Source organism: uncultured Mobiluncus sp. (genome assembly GCF_963511525.1).
GTDB lineage: Bacteria > Actinomycetota > Actinomycetes > Actinomycetales > Actinomycetaceae > Mobiluncus.
Map to the genome: position 1 here is coordinate 39,101 of NZ_CAUPIY010000005.1, position 26,416 is coordinate 65,516.

At 63.0% G+C, this 26,416-nt stretch carries 33 protein-coding genes and 1 pseudogene; 2 read left to right on the forward strand and 32 right to left on the reverse strand.

Annotated features, from left to right (window positions below; genetic code table 11):
• Positions 1-10: 10 nt before the first annotated feature.
• The 18 genes and pseudogenes from RQ935_RS05055 to RQ935_RS05140 all read right to left on the reverse strand — a co-directional run bounded on the left by RQ935_RS05055 (position 11) and on the right by RQ935_RS05140 (position 12,963).
• Positions 11-355 carry a hypothetical protein gene (locus tag RQ935_RS05055; protein ID WP_005295589.1) on the reverse strand — a complete coding sequence of 115 codons (345 nt, stop codon included), beginning with the start codon at positions 353-355 and terminating at the stop codon, positions 11-13.
• The gene (locus tag RQ935_RS05060) at positions 352-789 is read right to left on the reverse strand and encodes an HK97-gp10 family putative phage morphogenesis protein (protein WP_005295586.1); all 438 of its coding nucleotides are present in this window, start codon (positions 787-789) and stop codon (positions 352-354) included. The genes RQ935_RS05055 and RQ935_RS05060 overlap by 4 nt, the downstream gene beginning before the upstream one ends.
• Positions 758-1,120 carry a head-tail adaptor protein gene (locus RQ935_RS05065; RefSeq protein ID WP_005295585.1) on the reverse strand — a complete coding sequence of 121 codons (363 nt, stop codon included), beginning with the start codon at positions 1,118-1,120 and terminating at the stop codon, positions 758-760. Before RQ935_RS05065 ends, RQ935_RS05060 begins: the two co-directional genes overlap by 32 nt.
• Before the next feature lie 3 nt (positions 1,121-1,123).
• Positions 1,124-1,438 (reverse strand): head-tail connector protein, encoded by a 315-nt coding sequence (locus RQ935_RS05070; RefSeq protein WP_005295583.1) that lies wholly within the window; start codon positions 1,436-1,438, stop codon positions 1,124-1,126.
• 35 nt (positions 1,439-1,473) lie between these two features.
• The gene (locus tag RQ935_RS05075; protein WP_284819861.1) at positions 1,474-2,694 is read right to left on the reverse strand and encodes a phage major capsid protein; all 1,221 of its coding nucleotides are present in this window, start codon (positions 2,692-2,694) and stop codon (positions 1,474-1,476) included.
• Positions 2,695-2,715: 21 nt separating this feature from the next.
• Entirely contained in the window at positions 2,716-3,522 is an 807-nt protein-coding gene (locus RQ935_RS05080; protein ID WP_284819860.1) for a head maturation protease, ClpP-related, read from the reverse strand.
• A complete protein-coding gene (locus tag RQ935_RS05085) occupies positions 3,519-4,844 on the reverse strand; it encodes a phage portal protein (protein ID WP_311497470.1) in 1,326 nt (441 codons plus the stop codon). The genes RQ935_RS05080 and RQ935_RS05085 overlap by 4 nt, the downstream gene beginning before the upstream one ends.
• 29 nt (positions 4,845-4,873) lie before the next feature.
• Positions 4,874-6,472: a terminase TerL endonuclease subunit gene (locus RQ935_RS05090; RefSeq protein WP_311497471.1), complete on the reverse strand. Its 1,599-nt coding sequence runs from the start codon at positions 6,470-6,472 to the stop codon at positions 4,874-4,876.
• Positions 6,473-6,579: 107 nt separating this feature from the next.
• Positions 6,580-6,870, reverse strand: a complete 291-nt coding sequence (locus RQ935_RS05095) for a pseudouridine synthase (RefSeq protein WP_201806609.1) — start codon at positions 6,868-6,870, stop codon at positions 6,580-6,582.
• 33 nt (positions 6,871-6,903) lie between these two features.
• Positions 6,904-7,191 (reverse strand): hypothetical protein, encoded by a 288-nt coding sequence (locus RQ935_RS05100; RefSeq protein WP_014320308.1) that lies wholly within the window; start codon positions 7,189-7,191, stop codon positions 6,904-6,906.
• Positions 7,192-7,385: 194 nt separating this feature from the next.
• Entirely contained in the window at positions 7,386-7,772 is a 387-nt protein-coding gene (locus RQ935_RS05105; RefSeq protein WP_231782320.1) for a hypothetical protein, read from the reverse strand.
• Positions 7,773-7,815: 43 nt separating this feature from the next.
• Positions 7,816-8,013, reverse strand: coding sequence for a DUF4314 domain-containing protein (locus tag RQ935_RS05110; RefSeq protein WP_005295562.1), 198 nt, complete (start codon positions 8,011-8,013; stop codon positions 7,816-7,818).
• Between the two features lie 2 nt (positions 8,014-8,015).
• On the reverse strand, positions 8,016-8,666 hold the full coding sequence (locus RQ935_RS05115; protein ID WP_311497472.1) for a hypothetical protein: 651 nt from the start codon (positions 8,664-8,666) through the stop codon (positions 8,016-8,018).
• A complete protein-coding gene (locus tag RQ935_RS05120) occupies positions 8,663-8,848 on the reverse strand; it encodes a hypothetical protein (RefSeq protein WP_034375438.1) in 186 nt (61 codons plus the stop codon). The genes RQ935_RS05115 and RQ935_RS05120 overlap by 4 nt, the downstream gene beginning before the upstream one ends.
• A gap of 146 nt (positions 8,849-8,994) precedes the next feature.
• Complete coding sequence (locus tag RQ935_RS05125; protein WP_070454647.1) at positions 8,995-10,245, reverse strand: site-specific DNA-methyltransferase; 1,251 nt, start codon at positions 10,243-10,245, stop codon at positions 8,995-8,997.
• The gene (gene metK / locus RQ935_RS05130) at positions 10,217-11,407 is read right to left on the reverse strand and encodes a methionine adenosyltransferase (protein ID WP_311497473.1); all 1,191 of its coding nucleotides are present in this window, start codon (positions 11,405-11,407) and stop codon (positions 10,217-10,219) included. Before metK ends, RQ935_RS05125 begins: the two co-directional genes overlap by 29 nt.
• An 88-nt stretch (positions 11,408-11,495) precedes the next feature.
• A complete protein-coding gene (locus tag RQ935_RS05135) occupies positions 11,496-12,071 on the reverse strand; it encodes a P27 family phage terminase small subunit (RefSeq protein WP_005295551.1) in 576 nt (191 codons plus the stop codon).
• Between the two features lie 27 nt (positions 12,072-12,098).
• Positions 12,099-12,963: pseudogene (locus RQ935_RS05140) on the reverse strand (IS5 family transposase).
• Between the two features lie 84 nt (positions 12,964-13,047).
• Between RQ935_RS05140 and RQ935_RS05145 the strand changes: the two are divergent.
• Positions 13,048-13,614: a ClbS/DfsB family four-helix bundle protein gene (locus tag RQ935_RS05145; RefSeq protein ID WP_005295544.1), complete on the forward strand. Its 567-nt coding sequence runs from the start codon at positions 13,048-13,050 to the stop codon at positions 13,612-13,614.
• Positions 13,615-13,833: 219 nt separating this feature from the next.
• On the opposite strand, the gene RQ935_RS05150 is transcribed toward RQ935_RS05145, so the two are convergent.
• The 7 genes from RQ935_RS05150 to RQ935_RS05180 all read right to left on the reverse strand — a co-directional run bounded on the left by RQ935_RS05150 (position 13,834) and on the right by RQ935_RS05180 (position 20,052).
• Positions 13,834-14,211: an HNH endonuclease gene (locus tag RQ935_RS05150; RefSeq protein ID WP_014320314.1), complete on the reverse strand. Its 378-nt coding sequence runs from the start codon at positions 14,209-14,211 to the stop codon at positions 13,834-13,836.
• 156 nt (positions 14,212-14,367) lie between these two features.
• Positions 14,368-14,832, reverse strand: a complete 465-nt coding sequence (locus tag RQ935_RS05155; protein WP_042406075.1) for a hypothetical protein — start codon at positions 14,830-14,832, stop codon at positions 14,368-14,370.
• Positions 14,829-16,190, reverse strand: a complete 1,362-nt coding sequence (locus tag RQ935_RS05160; protein WP_311497474.1) for a DEAD/DEAH box helicase — start codon at positions 16,188-16,190, stop codon at positions 14,829-14,831. The genes RQ935_RS05155 and RQ935_RS05160 overlap by 4 nt, the downstream gene beginning before the upstream one ends.
• Complete coding sequence (locus tag RQ935_RS05165) at positions 16,171-16,449, reverse strand: VRR-NUC domain-containing protein (protein ID WP_311497475.1); 279 nt, start codon at positions 16,447-16,449, stop codon at positions 16,171-16,173. The genes RQ935_RS05160 and RQ935_RS05165 overlap by 20 nt, the downstream gene beginning before the upstream one ends.
• Before the next feature lie 131 nt (positions 16,450-16,580).
• Positions 16,581-18,848 carry a phage/plasmid primase, P4 family gene (locus RQ935_RS05170; RefSeq protein WP_311497476.1) on the reverse strand — a complete coding sequence of 756 codons (2,268 nt, stop codon included), beginning with the start codon at positions 18,846-18,848 and terminating at the stop codon, positions 16,581-16,583.
• Positions 18,845-19,288, reverse strand: coding sequence for a DUF4406 domain-containing protein (locus RQ935_RS05175; RefSeq protein ID WP_311497477.1), 444 nt, complete (start codon positions 19,286-19,288; stop codon positions 18,845-18,847). Before RQ935_RS05175 ends, RQ935_RS05170 begins: the two co-directional genes overlap by 4 nt.
• The gene (locus tag RQ935_RS05180; RefSeq protein ID WP_311497478.1) at positions 19,285-20,052 is read right to left on the reverse strand and encodes a phage antirepressor KilAC domain-containing protein; all 768 of its coding nucleotides are present in this window, start codon (positions 20,050-20,052) and stop codon (positions 19,285-19,287) included. Before RQ935_RS05180 ends, RQ935_RS05175 begins: the two co-directional genes overlap by 4 nt.
• A gap of 163 nt (positions 20,053-20,215) precedes the next feature.
• Between RQ935_RS05180 and RQ935_RS05185 the strand changes: the two genes are divergently transcribed.
• Positions 20,216-21,037, forward strand: a complete 822-nt coding sequence (locus RQ935_RS05185; protein WP_007000791.1) for a TIGR02391 family protein — start codon at positions 20,216-20,218, stop codon at positions 21,035-21,037.
• Here the strand turns inward: RQ935_RS05185 and RQ935_RS05190 are convergent.
• The 7 genes from RQ935_RS05190 to RQ935_RS05220 form a co-directional block, all read right to left on the reverse strand.
• Positions 21,022-22,983, reverse strand: a complete 1,962-nt coding sequence (locus RQ935_RS05190) for a DNA polymerase (RefSeq protein ID WP_311497479.1) — start codon at positions 22,981-22,983, stop codon at positions 21,022-21,024. The genes RQ935_RS05185 and RQ935_RS05190 overlap by 16 nt on opposite strands.
• Before the next feature lie 87 nt (positions 22,984-23,070).
• On the reverse strand, positions 23,071-23,280 hold the full coding sequence (locus RQ935_RS05195) for a LapA family protein (protein WP_311497480.1): 210 nt from the start codon (positions 23,278-23,280) through the stop codon (positions 23,071-23,073).
• 17 nt (positions 23,281-23,297) lie between these two features.
• Positions 23,298-23,852 carry a DUF2815 family protein gene (locus tag RQ935_RS05200; RefSeq protein ID WP_274732696.1) on the reverse strand — a complete coding sequence of 185 codons (555 nt, stop codon included), beginning with the start codon at positions 23,850-23,852 and terminating at the stop codon, positions 23,298-23,300.
• 21 nt (positions 23,853-23,873) lie between these two features.
• The gene (locus RQ935_RS05205; RefSeq protein WP_399532094.1) at positions 23,874-25,016 is read right to left on the reverse strand and encodes a DUF2800 domain-containing protein; all 1,143 of its coding nucleotides are present in this window, start codon (positions 25,014-25,016) and stop codon (positions 23,874-23,876) included.
• Complete coding sequence (locus RQ935_RS05210; RefSeq protein ID WP_274980243.1) at positions 25,006-25,353, reverse strand: hypothetical protein; 348 nt, start codon at positions 25,351-25,353, stop codon at positions 25,006-25,008. Before RQ935_RS05210 ends, RQ935_RS05205 begins: the two co-directional genes overlap by 11 nt.
• A 59-nt stretch (positions 25,354-25,412) precedes the next feature.
• A complete protein-coding gene (locus tag RQ935_RS05215) occupies positions 25,413-25,655 on the reverse strand; it encodes a hypothetical protein (protein WP_274732691.1) in 243 nt (80 codons plus the stop codon).
• Between the two features lie 63 nt (positions 25,656-25,718).
• Complete coding sequence (locus RQ935_RS05220) at positions 25,719-26,360, reverse strand: hypothetical protein (RefSeq protein WP_311497481.1); 642 nt, start codon at positions 26,358-26,360, stop codon at positions 25,719-25,721.
• Positions 26,361-26,416: the final 56 nt, after the last annotated feature.

Below are 26,416 nucleotides of genomic sequence, written 5' to 3' on the forward strand. Positions count from 1 at the left end.
CGTCCTTTCGTTAAAACGGGTGGTGGCAGCTGGTATCGAAGCTGTAGTGGTGGTAGCCGGTGTCGTCCTCGAAGCCGATGTAGCGTCTGGCCGTGACCACCAGCCCCGCGTCGACGAGAGCACGGGTGAGCGTGTCCCGCCAGGTGAGGTAGTTACCTGCTGTGAACAGGGAGAGGCGGACTTCTTCGATTTCGACGTGTGGGGTGTTGTCGGCGAACACTTCCAGCGTGTCGGCGATCGGGGTGGCAACTAGATAGGTGTCCGGTGCGGGCGAGGCGCTAAACAGGCTCACCGCGATGGGCAGATCAAGCTGGTCAGCGATCGTGGTGAGGGTTTCCAGCAGCGGGATGGTCATGGTGTGATCCCGTCGAGTTTGGCTGCCAGCACGGTTTTCATCGCCTCCACCGCACCCCGCCTGGTCTGGGAGCGTGTCGGTGCCAGAAACGGGCGTGCGGGCTGGTTGCTCCTGCCGTGCTCTAACACGTTGGCGATGAGCGCGTTCGACCTGCCGTCGCGGCGGTTTTCAGCGAAACCGACTTTGACGTTGTGGGCACCTTTGCTGTTGACCTTCACGCTGGTAACACCCAGGGCTCCGATGAGCTGGCCGGTTGAGCGGGACGGCATCGTGGTCGCCCGCCCGATCGCGGATGCGAGGTTGGCTCTCATGCGTGGTTCGACCACGTTCGCGCCAGCGCTCAAGACTTCGTCGGCTGCAGTGTCCAGCAGGCGTGAGGTGGCCTCGAGTGCGTCGATGTACTTATTGGGCAGTCGGATCTGGACGCGCGCCATGATGGGCTCCTTCCGGTTGCAGACGGTGGGCAAGGATCTCGATGTAGCCGCCGATGGGCTCGACGGTGTCGATGACGTAGCGGCCATCGCAAGCGGCGATCTGCATGACCTCCGAGACGGTGAGCCCGGGGATGGTGCGGATGCGGAATAAGACGGTGGCCTGCGTGTAGGCGGCACGGTTGACCCACGCTGAGCTGGCGTGCCTCATCTCCCTGTAGGTGCGCACCGAGGCGACCACCTGCTCGGCGCTAGCGGTGAACCCCGCAGCGTCCCTGCGGGCTACGGGGGTGATGAGGTCGATGGTTTCTCGCATACTGCCGATACCAGCCATGGGTTAGACCTTCCATTCGCGCTCGAGGCGCAGCAGCGTGTTCACCGCGCCCCACATGGCTTTGGCGGCATCGGGTTTGTCGGACCAGAACCCTGCCGTGGACCCGTCACGCGACTCGTAGAAGTGACTGGCGAGCATCACGATCGCCTGCCGGGTCGAACCGGGCATCTCGTGGGCCTCGTAGTAGTCCTCGGGTAGGTGCTGGTAGGCGGTGGCATAGGAGGTGGCAGCGGCCACCAGGTGGGCGATGAGCTCGTCGTCGGCGTCGTGGGCGAGGATGAGGTTGGCTTTGACCTGGTCGATGAGCTGGTGGTTCATGGCTGCCACCTCCTATTCGTTGCGTGCGGGGAGTTTTAGGCTCCGGCCTTCTGGGTGAGGATCTTGACGGCCTCGGGCAGGACGAGCTTGCCGTCCAGGCGCTGGGAGGCGAGGAAACCGACCTGGCCGGAGGTGGCGAACAGTTCGTTCAGGCGCTTGAACGAGCGTCCCTGCCGGTCAGCGATCCAGTAGTAGGACAGGTCACCGAACGCCACGGTCTTCGCGCCCGCCTTGATCTCGGGTGCGAACGTGGAGGTGTGCACGGGCTTGCCCAGGATCATGTCCGGGGCACCAGCGGTCAGTGCTGGCTGCCACAGGTACTGGCCCTGGTTGTCCTTGAGCTTGCGCACGGTCTTGACGGTGGCGTCGTTCATCAGCCACACTGCCCGGGCCCGATACGGTGCGCGCAGGCTGTAGTGCAGGTCGATGAGCTCATCGGCGGTGATGTCTGCGGCCTTCGCGGTGGTCACATCCGAGATGCCACCACCGGTGGGATCGAAGATGCCGGTCGGCTTGCCCTTGCCGTCACCGACGAGGAAGGCCTCCTCTTCGGCGGCACCGATGCGGCGGGCGAACTCGGCGGCGAGGTAGGCCTCGACGTCGAAGACCGAATCGCCGAGCAGTTCCTCGCTGATCTTGAGGAACGTGCCGAGCTTGAACGCCGAGAGCGTGATCTGGGAGAAGGTCTCGTCGGATTCGGTGTAGGGCTTGCCCTCATCGAGCCACCCGGCGCTGCCGTGGGTGGATACGACCGGGATCTTGCGGTCCCCGCTGGTGGTCTGGATGACGTTGGCAAGGCCTCGCATGATGTTCTGGTCGGCCAGCGACTGCATGAGGGTGTGCTCGAACTCGTCCGGCACGAGGTAGCCGCCTTCGGAATCGACCCCCTCGGACAGGGCGTTGCGCACCTCCATTGGGGAGGCGTTCAGGCGCATCGCATCCCAGAACGCGCGCTTGTAGGAGGCGGTGGCGCGGCCGGTCTTCGGTTCGGTCTCCTCGCCGGTCTGGCCGGGCATCGAGGTCAGCGGCGCATTCGTGGCCCGGGCAAGATCAGCGTCCAGGCGCTGGGCGCGCTCGGCGCGGGCGATCTCGTTGGTGAGCTTGTCGATATCGGCTTCCATGCGGGCGTAGGTCTGGTCGTCCTCGGCGGACAGGCAGCCGGTGGTGGTGTCGCGTCGCTCGTCGAGGAAGGCCTTGGCCTTCTCCCAGGTCTCGGCGCGGCGGGTACGCAGGTCAGAAATCGTCATCGTGGACATGGGAAAGGTTCTCCTTGCTTGTTAGTGGGTGTGGTTGATCAGTGCGGCGTACAGGTCCACCACTTTTCGCCCCGCAGGCCGCGTGGGCTCTGGGGCTGGTGGCGTGTCGGTCAGGTGTGCGACAAGGCGCTGTTCGGCGGGCTTGCGGGCAAAACACACCCCGCTGGCGGTATCGGCGAGCGGGGCAGGGTTTCGTGTCGTCGGCGGCCACGGTGCCTGCTTGTTCGGCTCCTCGCCGTCGTCTGGGTCGGGTGGGGTGCGGGGGCCGGTGAGGTAGTCGTCGGCAAACCCCATGCTGATGGCGGCTCGTGCGTCCATCCAGGTTTCTTGATCCATCAGCCGTGCGAGCTTGGCTCGGCTCATCCCGGTTTTCAGCTCGTAGGCGTTGATGATGGACTCTTTGACCGCTGCGAGCATGTCGATGGCCCGGCCCAGCTCGTCGGCGTCGCCGACGGCGAGGGTGGCCGGGTTGTGGATCATGAGCATCGAGACCGGGCTCATCGCCACGACCTCACCTGCCATGGCGATCACGCTGGCGGCACTGGCGGCGATCCCGTCAATATGGACGCGGACGTGGCCTGGGTAGTCGATGAGCATGTTGTAGATCTGGGCTGCCGCGACGACGTCTCCGCCGGGGCTGTTGATCCACACCGTGACATCTCCTGAACCTGCCGCCAGCTCGGAGGCGAACAGGGCCGGGGTGATGTCGTCGTCAAACCATGACTCCTCAGCGATCACCCCGTTGATACGCAAAACCCGGCTGGTATCGCTACCTGCCGGGTCAGATGTTTCGGGAGCGGGTGGCTCCCAGTTCCAGAACCGTCTCACCGGCTCCTCCTTTCAACTCTGTGTTCTGTTGGTGGCCCGCCAGGAGGCAAACCGCCTTCTGACGGCTCCAACCCCGCTGGTTCCTCCTGCCCCGTGGTGGCGTAGGCCCCGGCCATGGATAGAGGCAGCATGTTGCCGTTGACCAGGTACACGTCGCCACCATCAGCAGGGTTGATGCGGTCGAGGTTTTCGAGGGCGCGGATGTCGTTGGCGCTCATCCACCCGTTCTGCCTGGCCACGGCGTAGCCGTTCATGCGCGAGACGTAGTCTCCGCGCAGCAGGCCCTCGAGGTTGAACTTCACGAACACGCTCGGCTTCTCGCGTGGGCTAAGCAGCGTCTTGGTCAGGGCTTGTTCCCAGCGGATGACCCACGGGTCGAGCGTGTATTTCACGAACTCCAAGGACTGCTGCTCAATGTTGGAGAAGCTCGATTTTTCGAGGTCGCCGACCATGTGCGGTGGGATGCGGAAGATCCGGGCGATCTCGTTGATCTGGAACTTCCGGGTCTCCAAGAACTGCGCCTGCTCCGGGCTAACGGAGATGGGCGTGTACTTCATGCCCTCTTCGAGCACTGCGACCTTGTTGGCGTTGCGGGCCCCACCAAAGGTTTGCTGCCAGGACTCGCGCACCCGAGACGGGTCTTTGATCGTGCCCGGATGCTCCAACACCCCGCCAGGGGCGGCCCCGTTGGCGAAGAACGACGCCCCGTAGTCTTCGGTGGCCATGGCCATGCCGATCGCGTTTTTCGCCATCGCAATCGGGCTATAGCCCACCAGCCCATCAAACCCGAGCCCGGGGATGTGCAGCACGTCAGCAGGTGAAAGCCGGATGCGTGACCACTCACCGGCGGGTTCGTCGCTGGTGGTTTGGTACTCGTAGTAGAGCCTGCCTGCATCGTCCCTGCCTACGCTCATCCGGTTGGGCATGAGCGGATACAGGCCGATGACCTCGTCGAGGCCGTTGCGGATGACCTGTGCGTAGGCGTTGCCCCACAGTAGCAGATGCGTCATGAGGGTCTCGCGGAAGACGAAGCTGGTCATCTCCGGGTTGGGCTCATCGTGCAGCAGCCGGTAGAGCGTGTGGTCGGTGGCTTTGACCTTCGACCCGTCTTTCTCGGTGCGGTAGACGTGCAGGGGCAGGCCCGCGATTGCTTCTGCCAGGATCCGCACGCACGAATACACCGCAGTCATCTGCATCGCTGAGCGTTCGGTGACCGTGCGTCCGGAGCTGGTGGGACCGAACAGGAAGCTGTAGCTCGAAGACAGCTGGTGGTTCGACACCTGCCGGGCATTGGTGCCGCGTAGCCAGTCGAAAAGTCCCACAGGGGCCTCCTTTTGCGTTGTCGTGAGCGTTAGAGGACGAGCAACCCGCGCGAGTCGTACACCGACGCGCCCGTCTGAGCGCTGCCGCCTCGGATCGCGCGGTCAAGGGCCATGATGGTGGCGACGACCCCGTCGATCTTCTCGGTGGACTTCTGCTTGTCGGGTTTGATGTTTCCTGCCGGGTCGGTGCGTACGTGGATGTTGTCGACCATCCAGGCCAGCACCGGGTGCCCTCCGTGAGCCAAGCGTCCTTCAAGTGCGAGCTTCATCAGCTCCTTGCTCGGTGGGCTCATGTCTTTGAAGCCCTGCCCGAACGGCACGACGGTGAAACCGGCATCGTCGAGGTTTTGGCTCATCTGGACTGCGCCCCACCGGTCGAAGGCGATCTCGCGGATATCGAACCTCTCGCCGAGCTGCTCGATGAGGTGCTCGATGTGGGCGTAGTGGACCACGTTGCCCTCCGTGGTCTCCAGAAAGCCTTGGGCGTGCCACAGGTCGTAGGGCACGTGATCACGCGCCACCCTCAGCGAAAGGTTGTCCTCCGGTATCCAGAACCACGGGGCGATCCGGTACTGCTCGTCATCCCCGTAGGGCGGGAAGACGAGCACGAACGCGGTGATATCCGTCGTGGAGGCCAAGTCCAGCCCGCCGTAGCAGGGCCTGCCCTCCAGCTCGTCTAGGTCTACCGGGTCCGCGCAGGCGTCCCAGATGTGCATGGGCATCCACCGCACGGACTGTTTCACCCACTGGTTAAGCCGCAGCTGGCGAAACGAGTTCTCCTCGGCGGGGTTTTGGCGCGCCGAGTTGCACGCGGCGCGTACCTTATCCACCGGCACCGTGACCCCAAGCGAGGGGTTGGCCTTGTGCCAGACCTTTTCATCCGTCCAGTCATCATCCAGGTCTGCGCCGTAGATCACCGGGTAGAAGGTGGGGTTGTGTTTCTTGCCCGCCAGAATGTCGCGTGCTTTTTGGTGCTGCTCGTAGCAGATGCTGTGGGTGTCGGTGCCTGCGGTGGTGATGAGGAAGTACAGCGGCTGGGTGCGCGCATCACCCGAGCCCTTGGTCATCACGTCGAACAGGGCCCGGTTGGGTTGGGTGTGCAGCTCGTCGAATACGACACCGGAGATGTTGAACCCGTGCTTGGAGTACGCCTCAGCCGAGAGCACCTGGTAGAAGCTGTTGGTCGGCTTGTAGATGATCCGCTTCTGACTGCTGAGGATTTTCACCCGCTTCGATAGGGCTGGTGATTGGCGGATCATGTCGGCGGCGACCTCGAAGACGATGCTGGCTTGCTGCCGGTCGGCCGCGCACCCGTAGACCTCGGCGGCTTGCTCCCCGTCCCCGCAGGTCAGCAGCAGCGCGATCGCGGCGGCCAGCTCGGACTTGCCCTGCTTCTTGGGGATTTCCACATAGGCGGTGGTGAACTGGCGGTAGCCGTCGGGCTTGATGGTGCCGAACAGGTCGCGCACGATCTGTTCTTGCCAACCCAGCAGTGTGAAGGGTTTTCCTGCCCAGCGGCCTTTGGTGTGGCGCAGCGCCTGAATGAACGCCACGGCGAAGTCGGCTTTGCGTTGGTTGTAGGTGGAGCCGTCTGCCATGAACCGGGTTGGTTGATACGTGCTCGTCATCGTGGCGGCAGCTCCTTCCTCGGGGCATAAGAAAAGCCCCAACCGTGTGGGGCGAAACAGTTCGTGCAGGGCCCGGCCCGTCTGCGTGGTCAGGGCGGCGCGAGGGGTTAGCAGTAGGTGGCGCGGAAGTCGGCGACCACCTGGTCGGTGTCGAAGCCGCCGTATCGCCAATCGGACAGGCCGCGCTGCCCGGCCAGGGCGATGATCTGGTCGGCTTTGGTGTAGTGCCAGCCGATGCGGCTGAGCGTGTGGACCGGGATCTTCTCGGCCCCGACCTCCTCGGCGAGCTCGTCGAGGACGCTGAAGGGGATCTCGGCGGCGGCCTGGATCTCACCGTGCGGGGCGGCGTCGGCGGGGATCTCCAGGTGGTTGGTGACCAGCTCTCTGGTGGCGTCCATCGGGTGTCCTCCTTGGCCTTGGTGGGGTGTGGGTTAGATCTGGGTCAGGGCCCAGGCGATGGCGTGCCCGGCGTCTGCGAAAAGGTGGTCGGCCTCGGCGATGAGCTCCAGGGCGCATTCGCTGCGGCCGCGTGCGTTCGGGCCGAAGCCGTCGATCGGAGCTTCGGTGAGGCGGTAGACCTGGGCGCTGTTGCCGTAGCCGTCTTTCTTGGTCCAGGTCGCGAAGGTGGCCAGCGTGTAGTCGCCGTGTGCGAGGATCGCCCCGTAGGAGTCGACGCGCATCTGCAGGGCTTCGGTGGTGAGCTTCTCGGTGGTGTTCATGGCTGTTGTCCTTTCCTGAGGGGCTGTTCTTTTGTCATGTACATACAGCCATAGGTGCGGGCGCTTATCCAGTCGTATTTGCCCAGATCAGGCACTATTTTTTGGGATCTACAGCACTTAAGAAAACCGTGGAGAAACAAGGCTTGTGACGAGAGGAAACCCCGCTCGTGGCAGGGTTTGCGGGTGCCAAAAGGTCAGGCGTTGCGGGTGATGCTGTAGTTCACCAGGTCGCGGGCGTTCAGGGGTGCCAGTTCGCTGACCATGGCAATGGCGCGTCGGTAGCCGTCGGTGACCTTCTCGATCTCTTCCGGGTCGAGGGAGCCGTATGAGGTGGTTTGGATCGTCCACTGGCCGGTCTGCCAATCCCGGTACAAGGGCGGGGTGTACGGCAGGCGGGCTGCGGGGCGGATCTCGATCGCGAGGTCGTCTGTGGTGTCGATGGTGACGATGGTGTAGCCGAGCCGGTTCGCGTCCTTGACCAGGTGCTGGGTGGTGTCCTCTTCGATGCTCATCTGTGGCTGGGGGTTCATGGCTGTGTCCTTCCCTGAGGTGGTGTGCTTTCGGTATGTACATACAGCCATACGTTGTGCCGCATATCCAGTCACTATTTGCCCTGATGAGCCGCTATTTTTCGGGCTTTTCAGTGGGTAGGGTTTCCCAGGAGTCCTCGCCCGGGATGAGCCCCAGGTTCGATCCGGTGTCCCAGTCGACGTGGACGGTGCCGAGGTCGTCGACGAACGCCACGGTGCCAAGCACACCGGGGCGCAGCGTCGTGTACGGGTCGCTGGTGGCGATCAGGCGCACCCGCTGGCCAGGAGTCATGGTCAATCCTCCTTCCTGCTCGTCGGGGTGCGCCAGGCGGCGTCCCCTTCCAGGCCTGCCAGCAAGATGCGGCGTGCCTGCTTGTATTCGGGGCCGATGAAGCCCAGGGAAAGCAGGAAGCAGCGCATCGTGTACTTGTCATTGCCCGGTGCAGGCGGCGTGGAGCGGATCCGGGTTGCCTCCTGGGCGCGCTGGCAGAGCCTGGCCACAAGCGGGATCACCGCCTCGCGTGCCGTCTCCGGCGTAATCGACTCACACCACGGGAACGAGACGGTCTCGTCATCGTTGAACTCGATGGGTGTGGCCGGGATGCCCAGGGCCTTGGCGATCAGTGGCCCTTTGGCCGCTAGGAGCGCTTCGAGGTTGGCGCGAGTGCGCTCACTCCACCCGGTGGTGGGCATCGTGACCGTCAACGCCACCTCGCCCGGGTCGGCGGTTTCAAAGCCCGCCTTGTGTGCGGACTCGAGCACGGCCTGCGCCTCGATACCATCTGGCAGGTAGAGGGTCCAGTCCCGATCCAGCGTGGCGTCTGCGATCTGGTAGGCAAACGAGGGCGTGCCCAGATAGGTGGCCTCGGTGCCAAGGTGATCGGCGAGAAGCTGGGCGAGCTTTTTCCTGCCCGTTTTGTGCGGGGTGAAGGCGAGGATGCTCATGCCACGACCTCCTTCTCGAACCAGGCGGCCACCATGCTGAGGAAACGCGTCGGGTCGTATTCGATCACGCGCACCACCAGCTGGTAGCCGCGAGCTCTGGCAACCCGCAGGGTTTCCTCGGGGTCGTAGACGTTGACTCCGGCTGCGATGAGCTCGCTGATTTCGATGTGTAATTCACTCATGACCAGTCCTTTTCGCTCGGTTCCCCCAGGTCTAGGGGTGCTTGGTCATGTACATACAGCCATACGTTTTTCCGCTTATCCAGTCGTTTTTGCCCTCATCAACGGCTCAGTTTCACGCCCCTGTTTTCCCTGCATATTGCGGGGTTTTATTCGCGGTCGCGGTCGACCTGTTTGACCAGATCCAGGTAGGCGTACTGGGTGCCGTCGCGCTGGCAGGTGATCCCGGCCGCATCCCCGGTCGCCTCGGCGTAGCGGCGCAGGATCACCGAGGCGTACTTCTCGTCCAACTCCATGAGGTAGGCGATGCGGTCGGTCTGCTCGGCGGCCATCAGGGTCGAACCGCTGCCAGCGAAGGTGTCGAGGATGATCGCGTTGGCCTGGGTGGAGTTGCGGATCGGATAGGCCAGCAGGTCCAGCGGCTTGCTCGTCGGGTGGTCGGAGTTCTTTCGCGGCTTGGCGAAGTTCCAGATCGTGGTCTGTTTCCGGTCAGCGAACCACTTGTGCTTGGCTCCCTGCTTCCACCCGTAGAGGACCGGTTCGTGCTGCCACTGGTACGGCGAGCGTCCCAGCACGAGGGAGTCTTTGACCCAGATGCAGCAGCCGGAGAGCTTGAACCCGGCATCGATGAACGCTTTGCGGAAGTTCAGCCCTTCGGTGTCGGCGTGGAACACATAAGCAGACCCACCCTTGTCGAGAACGCCCGCCATGTTGGTGAACGCGGTGAGCAGGAACTCGTAGAAGGAGTCGGCCTTCATCGCGTCGTTTTTGATCGTGAGCCCGTCGGAGGACTCGAAGGCGACGTTGTAGGGCGGGTCGGTAAGCACCAGGTTCGCGCTCTTGCCGTCCATGAGCATCGCGACATCGTCTGCGTCGGTGGCATCCCCGCAGACCAGCCGGTGCCTGCCGATGGTCCAGATGTCCCCGCGCTGGACGAAGGAGGCGGCCTCGAGAGCGGCGGTGAGATCAAACCCGTCGTCGTCTACCTCGTCCTCGTCAAGGCTGCCGATGAGCTGGGCGATTTCGTCATCGTCGAAGCCGGTGAGCTCAGCATCAAAGTCGGCCGCGTCAAGGTCCGCGATGAGCAGGGCCAGCTTGGACTCGTCCCAGTCGCCGCTGATCTTGTTCAGTGCGACGTTCAGGGCCTTCTCGCGGGTCTCGTCCAATTCGACAACCACGCAGTCGATGCTCGTGTGGCCAAGATCCGCCAGTACTTTCAGGCGCTGGTGGCCACCGACGACGTGGCCGGTGGTGTGGTTGTAGATCACCGGCTCGACATAACCGAACTCAGTCAGCGACCGCTTGAGTTTCTCGTAGTCCGCATCCCCGGGCTTCAGGTCCTTACGCGGGTTGTAGTCGGCGGGCTTGAGCTCACTGATGGGTAGCTGCTTGATGAGCACGGCGGATCACCTCTTCTCTGAGCTTGTCGGTAAACGGCAGCGTCCATTCCCACTCGCTCAGACCATGGCCCATGTGCCCATAGGTGGCAAGCTTCGCGTAGATCGGAGAACGCAGGTGCAGGTGTTCGATCATCGCGGCCGGTCGCAGCGGGAAGACCGCCTGGGCGGCGTCGGTGAGCAGCCAATCCGGGTGCTGACCGGTGCCGAAGGTGTCGATGCGGAACGCGACCGGGTCAGCCTTACCGATCGCATAGGAGATAGCGACGTGGCATTCTTCGGCCAGGCGCGCATCCACCACGGTTTTCGCGATGAGCCGCGCCATGTACGCGCCCGTTCGGTCGACCTTGGAGGGGTCCTTACCCGAGAACGCGCCACCGCCGTGCGGGCCGAGCCCACCGTAGGTGTCGACCATGAGCTTGCGTCCGGTCAGCCCGGTGTCAGCGGTGGGCCCACCGGTGACAAACCGACCGGACGGGTTGACCAACACGCGCTCAGCCGTGGCACCGGGCAGGTGCGCCTCGATGGCCGGGGCGACGACCAGCGTGCGCACCTCCCGTTCAAGCGCCTCGGGGTCTTTGTCTGCATTGTGCTGGATTGAGACGATCACGGTGTCGATGCCGACCGGAGTGCCCAGCTCGTCGTAGACCACACTGACTTGGGATTTGCCGTCGGGGCCGATCCCACGGATCGTGCCGTCGGTGCGGGCTGTATCGAGGCGGCGGCAGATCTCGTGGGCGAGCACGAGCGGCAGCGGCAGGCGCTGGGGCGTCTCGCTCGTGGCGTACCCGTAGACGGTGCCCTGGTCACCCGCCCCCAGGCTCGCATACGCCGACTCATCACCTGCAAGCGCCTCGATGGAGGTTGTAACACCTGCGCCGATGTCGGCGGATTGGCGGCGCACCCACACGTAGATGACAAACCGGTTCGAGTTGTACCCGGCCCGGCGCAGCGCCTCCCGCGCGCAGGCGCGCAGCTGCGGCCGGATGGTGGTGGTGATCTCGCCGGTGACGATGATGCGCCTGCCACTCGCCATGACCTCAACGGCCACGCGTGCCGCCGGGTCGCGGGTAAGGATGTCATCGAGGATGTGATCTGCGATCAGGTCGCACAGCTTGTCGGGGTGGCCGATACACACAGATTCAGCACTTCGCACTACAGACACGCGAGGGCTCCTTTCACAAATGCGAACAACAAGAAAGCCCGCCCGGGTGCCGGGCAGGCCAGAAACGAAACAAGCGGGATGAGGGGCCTTAGGAGGAGGCTTTGAGCAGCTGCTCCATGACCTCATCGCCTGGCGTGGTGCCGGAGTAGTCGGTGGTGCAGGTGGCACGCACGATGTCGAAGATCTCGTACCAGTACACGTTGGCCTGCTTGCCGAACGACTGCGACATGGCCACGAACGGGCTGGCGATCGCAGCGCCCGTGGTGGGGTGTTTGCCGAGCAGACCGAACTTGGAGATTGCCTGCTCGCACTGGATGTATCGGGCGAACGCCTGCGCGTACTGCTCAATTAAGCGTTTGGAGACGAACTCGGTGCAGCCGCGTTCATCCAGCCAGTTCCAGGTCTCCCGGTAGACCAGGTCCGCACCGAGCGGTTGGCCGTCGCGCTGCTCGGCCGACAGGTATTCGCTAGGTTCAGGCATCGTCTCGCCTGCGAGCAGCGCACCATCGCCGATGTCGGTGCCGTCCAGGTCGAACACATCGAGCTCGGCCGGTGTGGTGAGCCTGGTGGCAGGTCGACCTGAGGCGAGCTTGTCGTTCAGCGCCTCGGGTTTCGCCCCGGCACGGACTCTGCGTCCGCCTCGGTTGGTGCCGTCTTTGGCCACGACGTAAACCTCCTCTAGGGCGTGTTGCTAAATCCATTGGAGGGTGGCGGAGAGGTAGATTCCGGCCGCGTAGGAGCGGGCGGTCTTGTCGAACCGGGAAGCGAGCCCTCGCCACTGCTTCACTGCGTTGAAGCATCGTTCGATGACGTTGCGCCCTTTGTAGCGTTCCCGCTGCTCGTTGCCGAAGTCGATCGGTCGGCCCGGCCTCTTTTGACGCTTCTCGATCTGGTCAGCGCGCTCGGGGATCGTGGCCTTGATACCGCGCTCGCGCAGCCAGGCACGGTTCTTCTTCGACGGGTACCCCTTGTCCGCGAGCACCCGGTCCGGCCTCATGCGCGCCTGGCCTCGCCCGGGGACGCGGATCTCGTCGAGCACGCAGGTGAACACGCTCGTGTCCGCGACCTGTCCACCGGTCAGCACGAACGCCAGCGGGCGAGCTCACCCATCGCAGACCAGGTGGATCTTCGTCGTCAAACCACCTCGTGACCGGCCGATCGCGTGGTCACACGGCTCCGGCCCGGATCTCTTGTAGTTCGATGGAGCCCCCTGTGCCCCGGGGCAGGGTCGCACCGTGCTGATGCACACGCGCGATCGATGAATCCACCGACACGACCCAGTCGACCTCGCCCGCGAGCGAGGCCCGCCGCTGGACATGGGTGAGCAGGTCCTCCCAGACACCCTCGGTCGCCCATCGGCGGAAGTTCTTGTAGATCGTGTTCCAGTTCCCGAAACGCTCGGGCAGGTCCCTCCATGCTGACCCCGTCCGGAACCGCCACGCGGTCGCCTCAACCACCGTGCGCCGGCCCACCGGCGGGCGGCCCCTCGTGTTCACCGCAGGGAACACGTCCCCGATCAGCTCCCAGACCTCGTCGGTGATGACACCTCTCGACATGACTCCAGCATCACCCACGCACCCCGGAACACCATTTAGCAACACGCCCTAGTGCTTCCTCGCCGTCCTGTGTTCTAATTGGGTATGGCCCGAGCGAAAACGAAAACGGAACTGCTGACAGCAACCACCTCCCAATGGGACGTGCTGCAATCATTGATTGACTCCATGCGGCCAGAGATAGAAAGCGTCGGCTTGTTTTTCGGCGCTGACTTCGACCGTCCTGAACCCCACTGGGGCAGGGACAAGAATCTGCGCGATGTCCTTGCCCATCTCTATGCGTGGCAAAAAATGCTGTTCGACTTCGTTGACGCCAATCAAAACGGGACTGCCCGGCCATTCCTGCCCGCACCTCACACGTGGCGGACCACGCCATCCCTAAACATGGAAATCTGGGAGCACTACCAAGACACGTCACTGGGCGACATACAGGACATGCTGGGCTCGAGCCATTCCCAGATCATCGAGCTCATCGAAAGCTTCACCGATGAGGAGCTGTTCACTAAAAAGTACTTCCCGTGGACAGGAACCACCTCGTTGGGCTCCTACCTGGTCTCAGCAGCACCCAGCCACTACGACTGGGCCATCAAGAAACTGCGCACCCACCAGAAAGCCAACAAGGCAAGCCCGAAAGCCCCAAACCAGACACCGTAAAACGCACCAGCTCAAGACGGCGGGTCAATACCCGGTTTGATTCGTGGATTTTGTGCGCGGTTGGCCCCGCCCGCTGAGGAGCAGCCCAGCTGTGGAGATCCGCTCGCCCCCACCCCCTCGGCAAGCGCGCCACGTCGCCTCGTGCCGGGCGAACGGGGTCGAGGTTGGCACAGGTGAGGGTCGGCAGGGAGGCCGCGACAGGCGGGCACACAGCCCTTTTTAGTAGCTGTAGACCCGAGGGGCTTGCCGCCACCGGTCGCCATCGAGCGCGGACTGGCGCGAGTGGCACGGCTTGCACAGACTGCGCAGGTTCGACTCGTCGTGGGTGCCGCCGTGGTCGAGCGGGATCACGTGGTGGACCTCAGCCACGGGCGTGTACCGGCCACGGGCCAGGCAGTCCTCGCACAACGGGTGGGCTTCGACGTAGGCCGCGCGGATCTTTCGCCACCGGTGGTCGTAGCGTCGGTTGATCTTCGGGTCGCGCTGGTAGGTCCGGTAGCGGGTGTCCTCGGCGCGGGCGTGCTCGGGGCAGAACCGCGTCTCGGTCAGCTCGGGGCAGCCGGGCTGGGAGCACGGGCGCTTGGGTTTGAAAGGCATCCGTCTCACCGCCCCTTGTCGTTCATGGCAACGACCCCCAGACGGACCGTGATGATTCGTCTGGGGGTCGGGACCTACTTTTCAACCACTTACAGCATGCGACAGGCACACCCTGAAAGTCATCCCCTCTTTGCGACACTCATGCGCGCCAATGCTTCAGTCTCTGCCGAACAAGAGACGCGCGAAGCGGGCAAGGGCGCGCTGCTTCTTGGCGAAGGCAGTCTTGCGTTCGACGTAGAAGTGTTCGGCGACTTTGACGGCGGCGTCCTCGGCGGAGAGGTCGTCGAGGAAGAATACCTCGAGGACCAGCCGGTCATCGTCGCTGAGGCTTTCCCAGGCCGGGTTGAACCAATCCATGTAGGCCTGCGCTTTTTGGTTGCGGGCTTTGAGCGCGTCGAGGTTGTCGAGGATCGAGCAGACTCTCGCTTCACCGGCGTGCCGGTTGTTGCCCCGTGGCAGGCCGTCGAATCGGGGTGAGCCGATTGAGGTCAGTGAGGCTTTGAGCTCGTTGGCGTACCCGTCGCCTTGCTGGAGAATGACAGCTTGGGTTGCGTAGTCCTGGAGGACGCCGATGGCGGCTTTGCGGTAGTCGAAGTAGTCCCAGATGGGGTGGTCGTTCATGAGTGTGCCTGCTTTCCCAGAGTGTCGGCGACCGCATTGATCAACGCAGCCTGTGTCATGTCTTTGTTGTCCAGCGCGGCCAGTACCGCCTCATCGAGGGTGTGGTCTGCGGCCAGGTGGGTGATCGTCACCGGCTGGTCTTGTCCCTGGCGGTAGAGCCTTGCGTTGGTCTGTTGGTAGAGCTCCAAGGACCAGGTCAGGGAGAACCAGACCAGGAGGTTGCCGCCTTGCTGGAGGTTGAGCCCGTGTCCGGCTGAAGCCGGGTGGATGAGCGCCAGCGGAATCTCGCGGGCGTTCCACGCTTTGATGTCGGTACTGGTTTTCAGCTCGCGGGCCCCAGGGAAGCGTTCGGTGATGCGCTCACGGTCGTGTTTGAACCAGTAGGCCACGAGCAGCGGCTGGCCGTTGGCCGCCTCCACGAGGTCTTCGAGCGCGTCGAGCTTGCGGTCGTGCACCACCACGGTGTTGCCGTCCTCGTCGTAGATCGCACCGGAGGCCAGCTGTAGCAGCTTGCCTGACAGTGCTGCGGCGTTCGCGGCATCGATGACCTGCCCGTCGAGGTCGAGCACCATCTCATCTCGCAACCGCTCGTAGGCTTTGAGCTCCTTCGGTTCGAGGTCGACGAGCGTCGTGGTGACCGTCAGCTCGGGCAGGCGCAGGTAGTCGGTGGTGCGCATCGACAAGGTGATGTCGCTGATCGCCTCGTAGATCTCGTCCTCGGCACCGGGTGCGGGCTTGTAGGTGAAGATCTGCTGGCCGTTTCGCCGATCGGGTACGAACCAGCGGTTGCGGTAGTGGGTGATGAACCTGCCGAGGCGCTGGCCCTCATCAAGGAGACGGAACTGCGCCCACAGGTCCATCAGCCCGTTGGCTGCTGGCGTGCCGGTCAGTCCCACGATCCGGGTGAGACGTGGCCGCACGGCGGCGAGTGCTTTGAACCGTTGCGCCCGGTGGTTCTTAAACGAGCTCAGCTCGTCGATGACGACCATGTCGAACGGCCAGGCTTTGCCGAGGTGGCGCACCAGCCAGGGCACGTTTTCGCGGTTGATGACGGTCACCATCGCCTCGGCGGCAAGCGCGTCCACCCGCTGGGCTTTCGACCCCACGGCTACGGCAATGGTGAGTCCTGCCAGGTGGTCCCATTTGGTGGCCTCGGCGGGCCAGGTATCGCGGGCGACTCGCAGGGGTGCGACGATGAGGACGCGGCGGGCGTGGAAGGAGTCCAGCAGCAGGTTCCAGATTGCCGTCAAGGTGATCACCGTCTTGCCTAGCCCCATCCCGAGCAGGATCGCGGCCTGCGGGTGGTCTTCGATGAAGGCGGTGGCCAGTTGTTGGTAGTCATGCGGCTCGTAGCGCATCAGCCACCTCCTGGATCGCGTCAATGTTGTCAACGACGACCGCATCAACGCCGTGATCCTTGAGCTGCTGGATGCGACGGCGTTGGATGGGGCGTGGGAGGCATCCGGGTGCTTTGAGTTCGACGAAGATGACGCGTCCGCGATGGATGCAGATGCGGTCTGGAACCCCTGCGGTGCCTGGGCTGGTGAATTTCCAGCACAGGCCACCAATCGCCTCAACGGCTTTTTTCAAGTGTTGTTCGATTGCGTGCTCGTTCATGGTTCATGTCCTTGGTGTTTTGCCGAGGGTGCAACCTGGTGCAGGGTCGTTTTGGACTTTTCTATAGGGCTAGTTTTTATGCCCTATAGGAAACTCACATATGGGTCTGCACCAGGCTGCACCCAGCGCTATTACTGCTGGTCAAACTCGTTTTTCAGTTGGAGGCCAAAAACCCTGATCCCGGATTTCATCTTTTTGCGGACAAAGCCGTGGTGTTCTACGGTGGCGTTGAAATCGACCATGGGACGCGCCCACCCGGAGGTGGACATCGCCCACGCCCGGTAGGTCTGGTACAAGTCCCCGGCCCGTTCCGACAGCCCAGGGTCGAGGTCGCAGTGGGCGTCGAGGAACTGGGCGAACCAGTTGTTCTCTTCCCGATACGCCGCTGATGCCTCCACCACTCGGGCCGGGGCCTTGAGGTGGTAGTTCTCGGCGTGGATGAGGTGCGCGCCCTCCATAACCCAGGCCAGGATCGCCCCGCCTGCCTGCGTATAGAGGTAGTCGGCATAGTTCTTGATGTCGGACGTGCCTTCGATCTTGGCTTCGAAGGGGATGACGATGAGCCTGCGCCAAATACCAGCATCCATCGCCCCCACCCTGGGCAGATGGTTGGTGTAGAGAATCAAGGTGTGCGAGGGGGTGAAGGCAAACGGTGCCTTGTATTTCTTCTCCGCGTAGATCTGGTCGGTGGAGGCGAGCTGTTTGACCACGGAGGTGGACATGCGCACGCCTTCTTCGGACTCGGCGGAGATGATGAGGCGTTTGCCTTTGGCCTCAGCCAGCTCAGGCTTGACGTTGCGCATCCCACCGATCGTGAGCACATCAGCACTCATGTTGCCCGCGTAGGTGCCCAGCACCCGGGCGATCGTGTTCCAGAACGTCGACTTGCCGTTGCGACCATCCCCATAGGCGATAACGAGGGCCTCGACGAAGACCTGCCCGATCGCAGCCAAGCCGACGATGCGCTGCACGTAGGCGATGAGCTCAGCATCGCCTTGGAAGAACACCTCGAGGGCTTCCTGCCACAGGTGCGCCCCGTCGGTGCCCGGGTCGAGGCTGGTCTGCTTGGTCACCAGATCCGCCGGATCATGGTCACGGCGCGATGCGGCTCCGTGGCGCAGATCGTAGGTGCCTGATGGGGTGTTGAGCAGATACGGGTCTGCATCGAGCTGCTCAGGAGTGGTCAGCAGCATGGGGCGGGCTTCTTTCAGGCAGTTGGTGATCCCGCGCGATTCGCGGCGCTTGAGCGCGTAGGCCACATAGGTTTTCGCGTCCTCGAACGCGGCGAACGCCTCCTGTTGGGCGGCGTTGAACATGGCCTGGGCTTTCGCCTTCGACATCGACGCCAACAACATGGCAGCCCCCGTGGCGGCGAGCTGGTCTTTGGCGTCTTCGAGCAGCTCGTGGGCCTCGGCCAGTTGGCGTTCGGTGAGCTCCTGGGCGACGGCTTGGGCTGCGGGTGCGGATTCGTACCAGACACCGTCGTAATAGACGAGCCAGTCGGTGGCCTCCGAGTAGCGCAGCGAATCCGGGTACGCCTTGGCCAGGGCGTGGGCCTGGCCGACGTCGCTGTAATCGGCGGGGCGTACCGAATCCAGGCTCGCCTCAAAATCCGATGGTGGCACATACCCGGGCTGGTTCTCGACCGTCTTGGCGAACCGGGTGGCCGACCGCCAGATCGACTCCACCTCCGCCTCGGGCAGCGGCGGGTTGCAGCGAGCAGCCTTGCGGTCAAACAAGTCGCGTGCCTCATCGGTCGTGCCGAGGCGAATCAGCAGCCTGCCAGCAAACCTCGACAAGGTCGCATTACGCGAACCCTCCTCGATCGCCTTGGTGCCCTCATCCCACTGGGCGAACACGTCCTCCTCCACCGTGTCGGCAAGCCAGGTGTCGATGGTGCGCTCACCCTCGACCACGGTGATATTCGGATTAGTGTGGCCGTAGATGAAACGGCCAGCGTCGATCGCGTTAGGGTCGAAGAACTCGAACCGGGCGGCGAGCTGCTTCTTGAGCGCCGCGTAGGCCTCAGCATCAGTTACGGGGTCTATCGGGAAGTAGACGTGGAAGCGGGGTCTTGCCGACTGGGCTCCTTTCGCCCGCTGGTGGTTGCGGGAGGTGGCGGTCATCAACGCCACACCCTCCAGCCTCTTAATCAGCGATTCCGGGGTGACCCATTCGGCCTGCTCCTCGGTGTGGGAGTTGTCGACGTCCATGACCAGGCAGTTCGAGGTCACGAAACTGCCAGCCGACCGCCTGCCACCCACGTACTCGGCAACCACATGATCCAACCTGGCGACCGCCTCCAGGTCGGCTGCCGTGGTCACGGTGTGCGGGTTCGGGTAGTGTGCGTTGTTTTGCTGGCCTGCCACCTGCGCGGTGAACATCGTCATCGCCTTCATAGGGTGACCTCCTGAAAGTCGGCGTCGAGATAGGTGATCGGCAGTTCGAGGTGGTGGGCCCATTCGATCTCGGCGCGCATCCCGGTCGAGACACGGGCCGTGTAGACCCAGATCGCCTCGCACTTGCTCAGAAGAATTCGGTTGAAAAACATCGCCAACTCGCGCTCGCTCGCGTCGGTGTCGTCCATGAATTGCGGAAACAACAGGTGCGGCGCGAGCGGGATCTTGTGCCGTGACACCGCGTGAGCACACAACGCGCGAGCCAGCTCCACGTTGTTCTCGATGTCACCGGAGTACGGGGAGCAGATGTAGACCAAGGGCCGGTAGCCGTACTCGGCGCGTTGGAGATTCTTCAGCGCCTTGTATGAGGTGGGGTCTGAGTAGCCCTCCGTGTTGTGGGGCGAGAAACCCAGGTCGGCGGTGAGAGCAGTCGTCGTCATGCCGCACCGCCGTCCTGCTCGATGGCCGGCAGCAGGCCGAACTGGTTCTTCAGCAGGTCGTAGACGAACAAGCGGCCCTTTTGGGTCCAGTACATGTGAGTGCGGGTCTTGCCTTCGTCGTACTCGTGGGTCTTGGACTGCGTGTAGCCCTGCTCGGCGAACCGGGCGTAGAGGAACCAGCGGCCGGACTGCCTGAACTGCACCCCGGCGTCGTGCAGCAGCAAGTTCAGCTTCTTGGCTGACAGGCCGTAGTCCTTGGCGATCTCGGTGATGGTCAGTAGCGAGTCCGACTGGAGCACGACGTCGTAGTAGGAGACCTTCGGGGCGGCCTCGAGCAGGGCTTGCTCGGCGGCCAGCCGCTTGGCCCGCTCGGAGCGAAGCTGGATGATGGCGTGCTCGAGGAACTCGTCGTTGTCCAAGAGCTCGTCGATGGCGTAGACGCCGTGGCGGCGGATGGTGGGCAGGACCTCGTCGACAACCCAGGCTTCGAAGTCTTGGGCTGCGGGGAGCTTGGAGGAGAAGATGAGCCGGTAGAGGTCACCTTCGGTGATGAACCTGGCTTCTTGAGTGCGACCGAGCGCATCCGTGATGGGGTGGTGAAACGCCACCCCACGTCCATGCTGCTTGATGGCGTTAACTGGATCTTTGTACCCCAAGGCGGTGGCCACATCGCGGCCACAGAAATACACCTTGTCCTCATGCTCGACAGTTCGGATCGTTCCAAAGGCATCGTTGGTGAATACCTGAAGATCTCTCGTAGCCATGTCTGGCTCCTTCTAAGAGCCAGGATTGACGTGAATTCCAGCAAGCCACGGGTGCGGCCGCGTCGGGCTCTCACGCATACGCCCCTGAGCGCGCAAGAATCCGGACACCCGGGTCTTGCTGAAATACTCAGGCCACTCGCTCACATGAGAAGCTGGAGCGGTGATGCAGTCCGATTCTTTCTCCCAACGCTCGACTATCCGCAGTATTGCGAATGTCCTGGCAAGTACCGATTTGCCGGGCCTAAGCGGAAGCCAAATCGACGAGCTTCTCCTCGACATTGGTGCGCCACCGCGTGTTGCCGGGAGTAAGCGAGAAGGACTGTTTGGCGCGCTTACGGAAGGAATGTCCGCAGCGCAAGCAGGTCAACTCACTCGTGAGTTCATAACGACTGCGATGAGCCCGGCACGGCATACCACCGATCGTCAGCGTTGGAATGATTTGCGCCGCTTGCTCAACAAGGTGCTGGCGACCGAAGGATGGCATATCGACGATGCTGGCGAGTTGACCCAACTCGCTGAGGCGGCACGCACATTCGATGATATCGAGCGTCTTACCAGCTCTCTCGTGGAGGAACTTCAGCGGCGCGGTACCCACGAACGCCTAATGGAGTATTGCAGCCAAGAACTGATCGCGGAGTCTCTGTTCCACGCGATATCCGAGGCAGCCAAGTCGATCCCTGACCGCATCCGTATCCTTACTAGCTTGACCGACGATGGTCAGGAGTTGTTCGACGCAGCTTTGGGAACAAACAATTCTGCCCCTAAGCTCGTGATTAATAGCTTTTCCACGGAGTCGGAAAAATCAGAGCACAAGGGTTTTAAGAACCTGCTTATAGGGATCCACGGGCACTATCGCAATCCCCGCGCTCACAAAACCCGACTAGGTAGTGAGGAAGGTAAACATGACTTCCTCGATGCCTTCAGCTTGTTCTCCTATGTCCATCGTCGCCTCGATTCCGCCCAGCGATATCAGTCCTTCATGTAGAAATCACACACGTACCCGTCTGCCGCTAGCGGCAACCCCGCTGCCCAGTCAGGCGTAATGGCCATCAGTTTGCAGATCTCGTCCACGGTGGCCGTGGCGGTCTCCACCACGATCTCGTCGTGGACGTGCATGACGATCCTGTGCCCAGCGCGATCGACCTGGTGCATGCCGAAAGTGAGCAGGTCTCGGGCGACGGCTTGGACGATGTTCTCGGTGAGTTTCCCACCGTAGGTTTCCAACTGGCCCCACTTTCGACCCGTCGTGATGCCCTCGTGCGTGATGGCAGTGCCACCGAACCTGTTCTCACCCAGCTTGGGTTTCACATAGGCCAGGCGACGTCCGGAGGGCAGTCGGACGAACATGATCCCGGACTCCACGGTGAAGGTCAGCGCACCAACACCGGTCGGCTGGCGGGTAGAGATGGCCTCGATGGCGGCGGCGTTGATGTCCGCCCACAGCTGCACCACGCTGGGGTTGGCTGCCCGCCACGCATCGACCAGCGGCTGGAGCTCGGATTCAGCCAGCCCCATCCGCAGCGCCCCCATAGCTTTCAAAGCTCCGACGCCGCCTTGATAACCACAGGCGAGCACTGCGATCTTGCCCTTCTGACGCAACCCACTGTTCACGCCATGCTTGTCAACGGGGACACCGAACATGCGGCTCGCGGTCTCGCAGTACAAATCTTTCCCGTCACGGAAGGCCTGAAGCGTGGTGGCCTCGCCTGCGAGCCACGCGATGACTCGCGCCTCGATCGCGGAGAAGTCAGCCACCACAAACCGGTGCCCATCGGCGGGAATGAAAGCGGTACGGATCAGCTGGCTGAGGGTGTCGGGCACAGAGTCGTAGAGCAATTCGACCGCTTCAAAGTCCCCGGTCCGCACGAGGCTTCTGGCCTCGGCCAGGTCTGGTAGGTAGTTGCGGGGCAGGTTCTGGACTTGGACGAGGCGGCCCGCGAAACGCCCGGTGCGCCCTGCCCCGTAGAACTGGAGGAAACCCCGCCCGCGCCCATCACGACCTGCCACATGCTGCATCGCCTCGTACTTCTTCACCGACGACTTCGCGAGCTCACCGCGCAGCTGGAGGACTTCACGCACCTCACCAGTGGCGGTGTCGAGCGCGGCGGAGACTTCGTCTTTCGTCAGTGACTGCAGAGGCGTGCCATGGGCGGCGAGCCACTCTTTCAGCTGGATCGGCGAGTTCGGGTTCTCCAGCCCGGTGAGTTCTTGAGCGCGGGCCAGCGTGGTGGCGCGGTGCTGCCGGTCGCACGCCACCGCGTGATCCACGAGAACCTGGTCGAGCCGGATGCCGGTGTCGTTGACTGTCTGGTCCAGGGCGTAGGTGTTCCATTCGGACGCTGGGAGCGGGAAGTCGGCCAGCCGGTCATGGATCGCAAGCTCCACCTCGACGTCGCGCCGGTTGTAGGAGATGAACTGCTCCCACCCGTCCGGGTCAGATGCAGGCGGGTTACGCATCCCACCCTGGTTGCACACGCTCGGTGTGGCCGGGGTACAGAACTGGCGGATGAGCTTCTTACCCGCTCTGTCTTTACGCACCGGCAGATCAAGGACAGTGGCGACCTGCTCCAGACTGATCGGCAGGCCGAGGTACGCGCTCCAGACCATGGTGCAGCGCCACTGGGCAGGATCCAGGAGCCTGCGGCCCGCCATGAGCTCTGGATGCTGTCTGGCCAGCCAGGCTGAGAGGCAGATGCGCTCGAACGCGGCGTTGAACGCCCACTTCACTACGTGCGGGTCGACGAGTGCGGCCAGCACCTTATCGGGCAGCTGGTCTCCGTTGGCGAGATCGACGACCTCGACCGGGCCGCCGTCGATCGAGTAGCCGAACAGGAGGAGCTCGAAGTCGTCGTGGTCGGCGTAGGGGTACACCCCGGATTTCGCCAGGTTCACTGGCGAGAAGGTCTCGATGTCAATGAAGAGTTCACGCATGCGCGACAGCTCCTAGAAAACAATGGGTGCTGGGAGGACGCCACACCCCAGAAGTGGGCGTGGTGTCCTCCCAGCATGGGTGAGGGGTTAGTGGTCGTGGTTAGCGCGGTACTTTTCGAGCTCGGCCTCGGTGTCAGTCATGAGCTTGTCGATGCGTTTGCGATCCTGGCGGATAGCCCGCCGTTCGGCAATCACATAGGCGATCTTTATGACGATGAGACCGAGGACAGCGCCAATGAGCAGTGCCACGAGAGTGGTGGTGTTTGCTGATAGCGCTGCTGAATAACACTCGTTCATGATGCTTCTCCGTTTCCCTAGTTGAGGAAGTCGTCCGAGGCTTCTGCGAAGCCTCCGAAGTCGGCCTCGGCGCTGATGCGGTTGCCGCCGAGTGGTTCGCCGTCGCGGAGCTTTTGGATGTTGCCCAGCCCGCAGGCGATGCCCTTGTTGCCGTTCGTGTTGAACGCGTAGAAGCTGATGCTCACTCGTGCGTAGCAGCCCGAGTAGACCTCGCTGGCGTCCAGGATGGGCTGCAGGTCAGTACCCACGACCTGTGGCGGGGTGGTCGAGTTGGCGTTGACGAACATCGCGTTCGCATACGCCGCATCGTCACGATCAATATCGCCGTCACGCAGCGGCAGCTTGAGCGCAGCCTTGTTCGGGCGCTTGCCACCGAACTTTCCAATTCCGGCATCAATCGCCGCGTCGATGGCGCGTTCGATCTTGGCCAGCGTCTCGGTGTCGGACTTCGGGATGATCAGGGACACGGAGTACTTGGGTTTGCCGCCCTGGATGGACTTCGCCTCGAAAATGTTGGCGTAGGACAGGCGAACTTCGCCGGTGACCACACGGGTCGGATTCTGCATAGACATTCTTGTCTTACCTTTCTGTGTTTACTTGGTTGAAATTGATGTGAATTCATCTGTTGCCGACTGGATCTCCAGTGCGGGCCTCTTATCGGATTCGGGCACCAGCGTGGGCTTACCAGCGGGTTTGACCACCAGGTCCCCGAGGAGATCGGAAAAGCGCTTCTTGCCCAGTTGCTTCTCCAGCGCGGTGATGGTCTTGAGCTTGCGATCCCACACATCGACACCGGCTGCCTCAGCTGTCTTTGCGACAGCGGACTCGTCTACGTATTTGCGGATCGAGCGGCCTTCGACGAGCTTGAACCCGGGCCAGGTCTTGCCTTGGTTTACCGCCAGCGACAGCGCGTGCGCTTCCACATCGGCAGCCCACGCCTTCAGGTCCGGCAGCTGAGCCAACACCTGTGCGATCTCGGCATCGGTGAGCTCGGCAGGGGGTGCGAACTCATGCTTGGCAAGCGCAAGGTTCGCCTCAGCGCGCGTCCGGCAAGTGGGTGCAAGCTTGCAGAACCGGCACCACTCACCAGGCGCGAACTCGCCATCCCCACTGGCTGCCAGCGCCGCACGGGGTTTCACGACCTGTTCTGCCCAGGTCTCCAGCTCAGTGACGGGGATCGTCCAGGTTGAGACGTTCGAGCGCCGGGGCTGGTAGATCGTCACCGCCACGGTCTCGATGTCATACAGGTCCCCGAAGGCGTGTAGCGCGCCGAGGGCATAGAGCATCAACTGCGGGTTGTGCTCGGCTTCGACCATGACCCCCTGGCCGTACTTCAAATCGATGATCTGAAGCGTGGGCTCAGCGATGATGACGCAGTCGCCGGTGCCGAACCCGCCCGGCACCACGTGGGAGAAATCCAGGCGCTGCTCGATGAGCACCTGCGGATCAGCACACGCCTGCCGCACATCACGCAGCCGCTCCTGAACGAAGGCCACGTAATCGTCAGTCAGGGTCTCCATCTCCGCGTCATGCCAGCTCGAGACCGGCTTTGTAGTCGGTGCGTCATGGAGTGCTCGGCGCAGCTTCCACTCCGCGAGTTCATGAGCTGCGGTTCCTTGCTCGGCAGCGGACGAGGAGGACTCCGGCAGCCCGGCCTCCAATGTTGCTGACGGTGGGCAGGCCAACCAGCGGTGCGCTCCCGAGGCGCTGAGCAGTGCGTGCTGGTCAGGCATCAGCGATCGCCTCCACCCGCTCCAGCAACCACCCGTACTTGGCCGGGTCAATCTCGGAGAGTTTGTTCGCGCCAGCTGCCTGGATCAGCTCACGCACCTGCGCGGTATGACCTGCCTGCGACAAGCGCGCCAACACAGTGCGGACCTGCTCCAACGACACCGGCACAACTTCCGGAGCCGGTGCCGGGGCTGGCGGCTGGTGGGCCGCGTCGTACTCTTCGACTACAGCTTCCAGCGCAGGCTGGGCGAGCTGGGCTGCGGCGATCGGGCGAGCTCCCGACATACACGGGTGATCCTCGAACGATTCCCACGCGGTATCTTCGATCGCAGAGGCCAGCATCGTGACCCCCTCCGCGATCCGGTTCAGCGCCGGGACGTAGCGGTTCGCTTCGGTGACGTTCATGCGGCATCACCACCGCTCCGGGTAACACCGACGGCGCGAGCCAGCGCCAGGAGGTCGTCGTCTGGGCGGATGATTTCTACTGAGCGGACCTGGTTGCCCGGCACGAGAACGGTGAGCTGCTGTGGGTTGCCGAGCAGCTTGCGGGCGATCCTGCTTCGGATGCTGACCTTGCGGGCAGAGACCGCAGCGTCAGGTTCGGGCTGGTCAGTCAACGTGACCTTGAGACGATGATTGGACATCGTTTCCTCCTTTATGAATCAGATGAGCGTCGGTTTGTGCTGGTCTTCATGTGGGCCGGGCACTCATACGCCCCCGACGGGAGCCAGATCCGGACACTCCTGCTCGATGAATTCGCGAAGCTTCTTCAAAGCCCGCTTGACCGAGCGCCCGATGCTGTTCGCTCGCTTGGTCACGTCGGCTTCGTCGGCACCGGGCAGCTCCTCACGCGCGATCTCGACGAAGGAGAGCCGTTCAAACACGTGCAGTCGGATGTGTTCGGCTTGCTTGGCACTGACCTGAGACAGCAACCAATCGACAACCAGCTCACTGTCGATCTGGTCTTCGTGAACCGAGACGTTCAGATACTGGGGCCCGCCATGGACCTCGACTTCCCAGTCGCTATACGAGAGGTCGCCACGGTTTCGAGCGTTTTTAGTGGCACGAAAACTGCGGTAGGCAGCGCGCAGATATGCGACTTTCCACTCCGGCACGTACGTCGGGTCGTACAGCAAGGCGAGCATGTCCTCGGCGCTCAGCCCGAGGTCGTCATCTCCGGTCGGCGGGTCGACGAGCTCGATCCACGCATATTCCTGGACTCCGTCTGTGACCTTCGAGGGCACGTAAATGTGGGTGAACTCTTTGCCGCCGACCTTCTTGGTGCGGACGGCATAGGGCTGGTATCCGGTGTCGGGTTTCTGTGTGGTTGAAAAAGTAGGAGTTGCCACGGCTGGCTCCTTCCGCTGGATGCGGAAAGACCCACGGGAGACGCCGCTAGTCGTCT

Excerpts from the sequence above, each read along its gene's own strand:
- RQ935_RS05055 (WP_005295589.1), bottom strand. The coding sequence starts at position 355 with ATGACCATCCCGCTGCTGGAAACCCTCACCACGATCGCTGACCAGCTT.
- RQ935_RS05060 (WP_005295586.1), bottom strand. The coding sequence starts at position 789 with ATGGCGCGCGTCCAGATCCGACTGCCCAATAAGTACATCGACGCACTC.
- RQ935_RS05065 (WP_005295585.1), bottom strand. The coding sequence starts at position 1,120 with ATGGCTGGTATCGGCAGTATGCGAGAAACCATCGACCTCATCACCCCC.
- RQ935_RS05070 (WP_005295583.1), bottom strand. The coding sequence starts at position 1,438 with ATGAACCACCAGCTCATCGACCAGGTCAAAGCCAACCTCATCCTCGCC.
- RQ935_RS05075 (WP_284819861.1), bottom strand. The coding sequence starts at position 2,694 with ATGTCCACGATGACGATTTCTGACCTGCGTACCCGCCGCGCCGAGACC.
- RQ935_RS05090 (WP_311497471.1), bottom strand. The coding sequence starts at position 6,472 with ATGACGAGCACGTATCAACCAACCCGGTTCATGGCAGACGGCTCCACC.
- RQ935_RS05095 (WP_201806609.1), bottom strand. The coding sequence starts at position 6,870 with ATGGACGCCACCAGAGAGCTGGTCACCAACCACCTGGAGATCCCCGCC.
- RQ935_RS05100 (WP_014320308.1), bottom strand. The coding sequence starts at position 7,191 with ATGAACACCACCGAGAAGCTCACCACCGAAGCCCTGCAGATGCGCGTC.
- RQ935_RS05105 (WP_231782320.1), bottom strand. The coding sequence starts at position 7,772 with ATGGCTGTATGTACATACCGAAAGCACACCACCTCAGGGAAGGACACA.
- RQ935_RS05110 (WP_005295562.1), bottom strand. The coding sequence starts at position 8,013 with ATGACTCCTGGCCAGCGGGTGCGCCTGATCGCCACCAGCGACCCGTAC.
- RQ935_RS05115 (WP_311497472.1), bottom strand. The coding sequence starts at position 8,666 with ATGAGCATCCTCGCCTTCACCCCGCACAAAACGGGCAGGAAAAAGCTC.
- RQ935_RS05120 (WP_034375438.1), bottom strand. The coding sequence starts at position 8,848 with ATGAGTGAATTACACATCGAAATCAGCGAGCTCATCGCAGCCGGAGTC.
- RQ935_RS05145 (WP_005295544.1), top strand. The coding sequence starts at position 13,048 with ATGGCCCGAGCGAAAACGAAAACGGAACTGCTGACAGCAACCACCTCC.
- RQ935_RS05150 (WP_014320314.1), bottom strand. The coding sequence starts at position 14,211 with ATGCCTTTCAAACCCAAGCGCCCGTGCTCCCAGCCCGGCTGCCCCGAG.
- RQ935_RS05155 (WP_042406075.1), bottom strand. The coding sequence starts at position 14,832 with ATGAACGACCACCCCATCTGGGACTACTTCGACTACCGCAAAGCCGCC.
- RQ935_RS05160 (WP_311497474.1), bottom strand. The coding sequence starts at position 16,190 with ATGCGCTACGAGCCGCATGACTACCAACAACTGGCCACCGCCTTCATC.
- RQ935_RS05165 (WP_311497475.1), bottom strand. The coding sequence starts at position 16,449 with ATGAACGAGCACGCAATCGAACAACACTTGAAAAAAGCCGTTGAGGCG.
- RQ935_RS05170 (WP_311497476.1), bottom strand. The coding sequence starts at position 18,848 with ATGAAGGCGATGACGATGTTCACCGCGCAGGTGGCAGGCCAGCAAAAC.
- RQ935_RS05175 (WP_311497477.1), bottom strand. The coding sequence starts at position 19,288 with ATGACGACGACTGCTCTCACCGCCGACCTGGGTTTCTCGCCCCACAAC.
- RQ935_RS05180 (WP_311497478.1), bottom strand. The coding sequence starts at position 20,052 with ATGGCTACGAGAGATCTTCAGGTATTCACCAACGATGCCTTTGGAACG.
- RQ935_RS05185 (WP_007000791.1), top strand. The coding sequence starts at position 20,216 with ATGCAGTCCGATTCTTTCTCCCAACGCTCGACTATCCGCAGTATTGCG.
- RQ935_RS05190 (WP_311497479.1), bottom strand. The coding sequence starts at position 22,983 with ATGCGTGAACTCTTCATTGACATCGAGACCTTCTCGCCAGTGAACCTG.
- RQ935_RS05195 (WP_311497480.1), bottom strand. The coding sequence starts at position 23,280 with ATGAACGAGTGTTATTCAGCAGCGCTATCAGCAAACACCACCACTCTC.
- RQ935_RS05200 (WP_274732696.1), bottom strand. The coding sequence starts at position 23,852 with ATGTCTATGCAGAATCCGACCCGTGTGGTCACCGGCGAAGTTCGCCTG.
- RQ935_RS05210 (WP_274980243.1), bottom strand. The coding sequence starts at position 25,353 with ATGCTGGCCTCTGCGATCGAAGATACCGCGTGGGAATCGTTCGAGGAT.
- RQ935_RS05215 (WP_274732691.1), bottom strand. The coding sequence starts at position 25,655 with ATGTCCAATCATCGTCTCAAGGTCACGTTGACTGACCAGCCCGAACCT.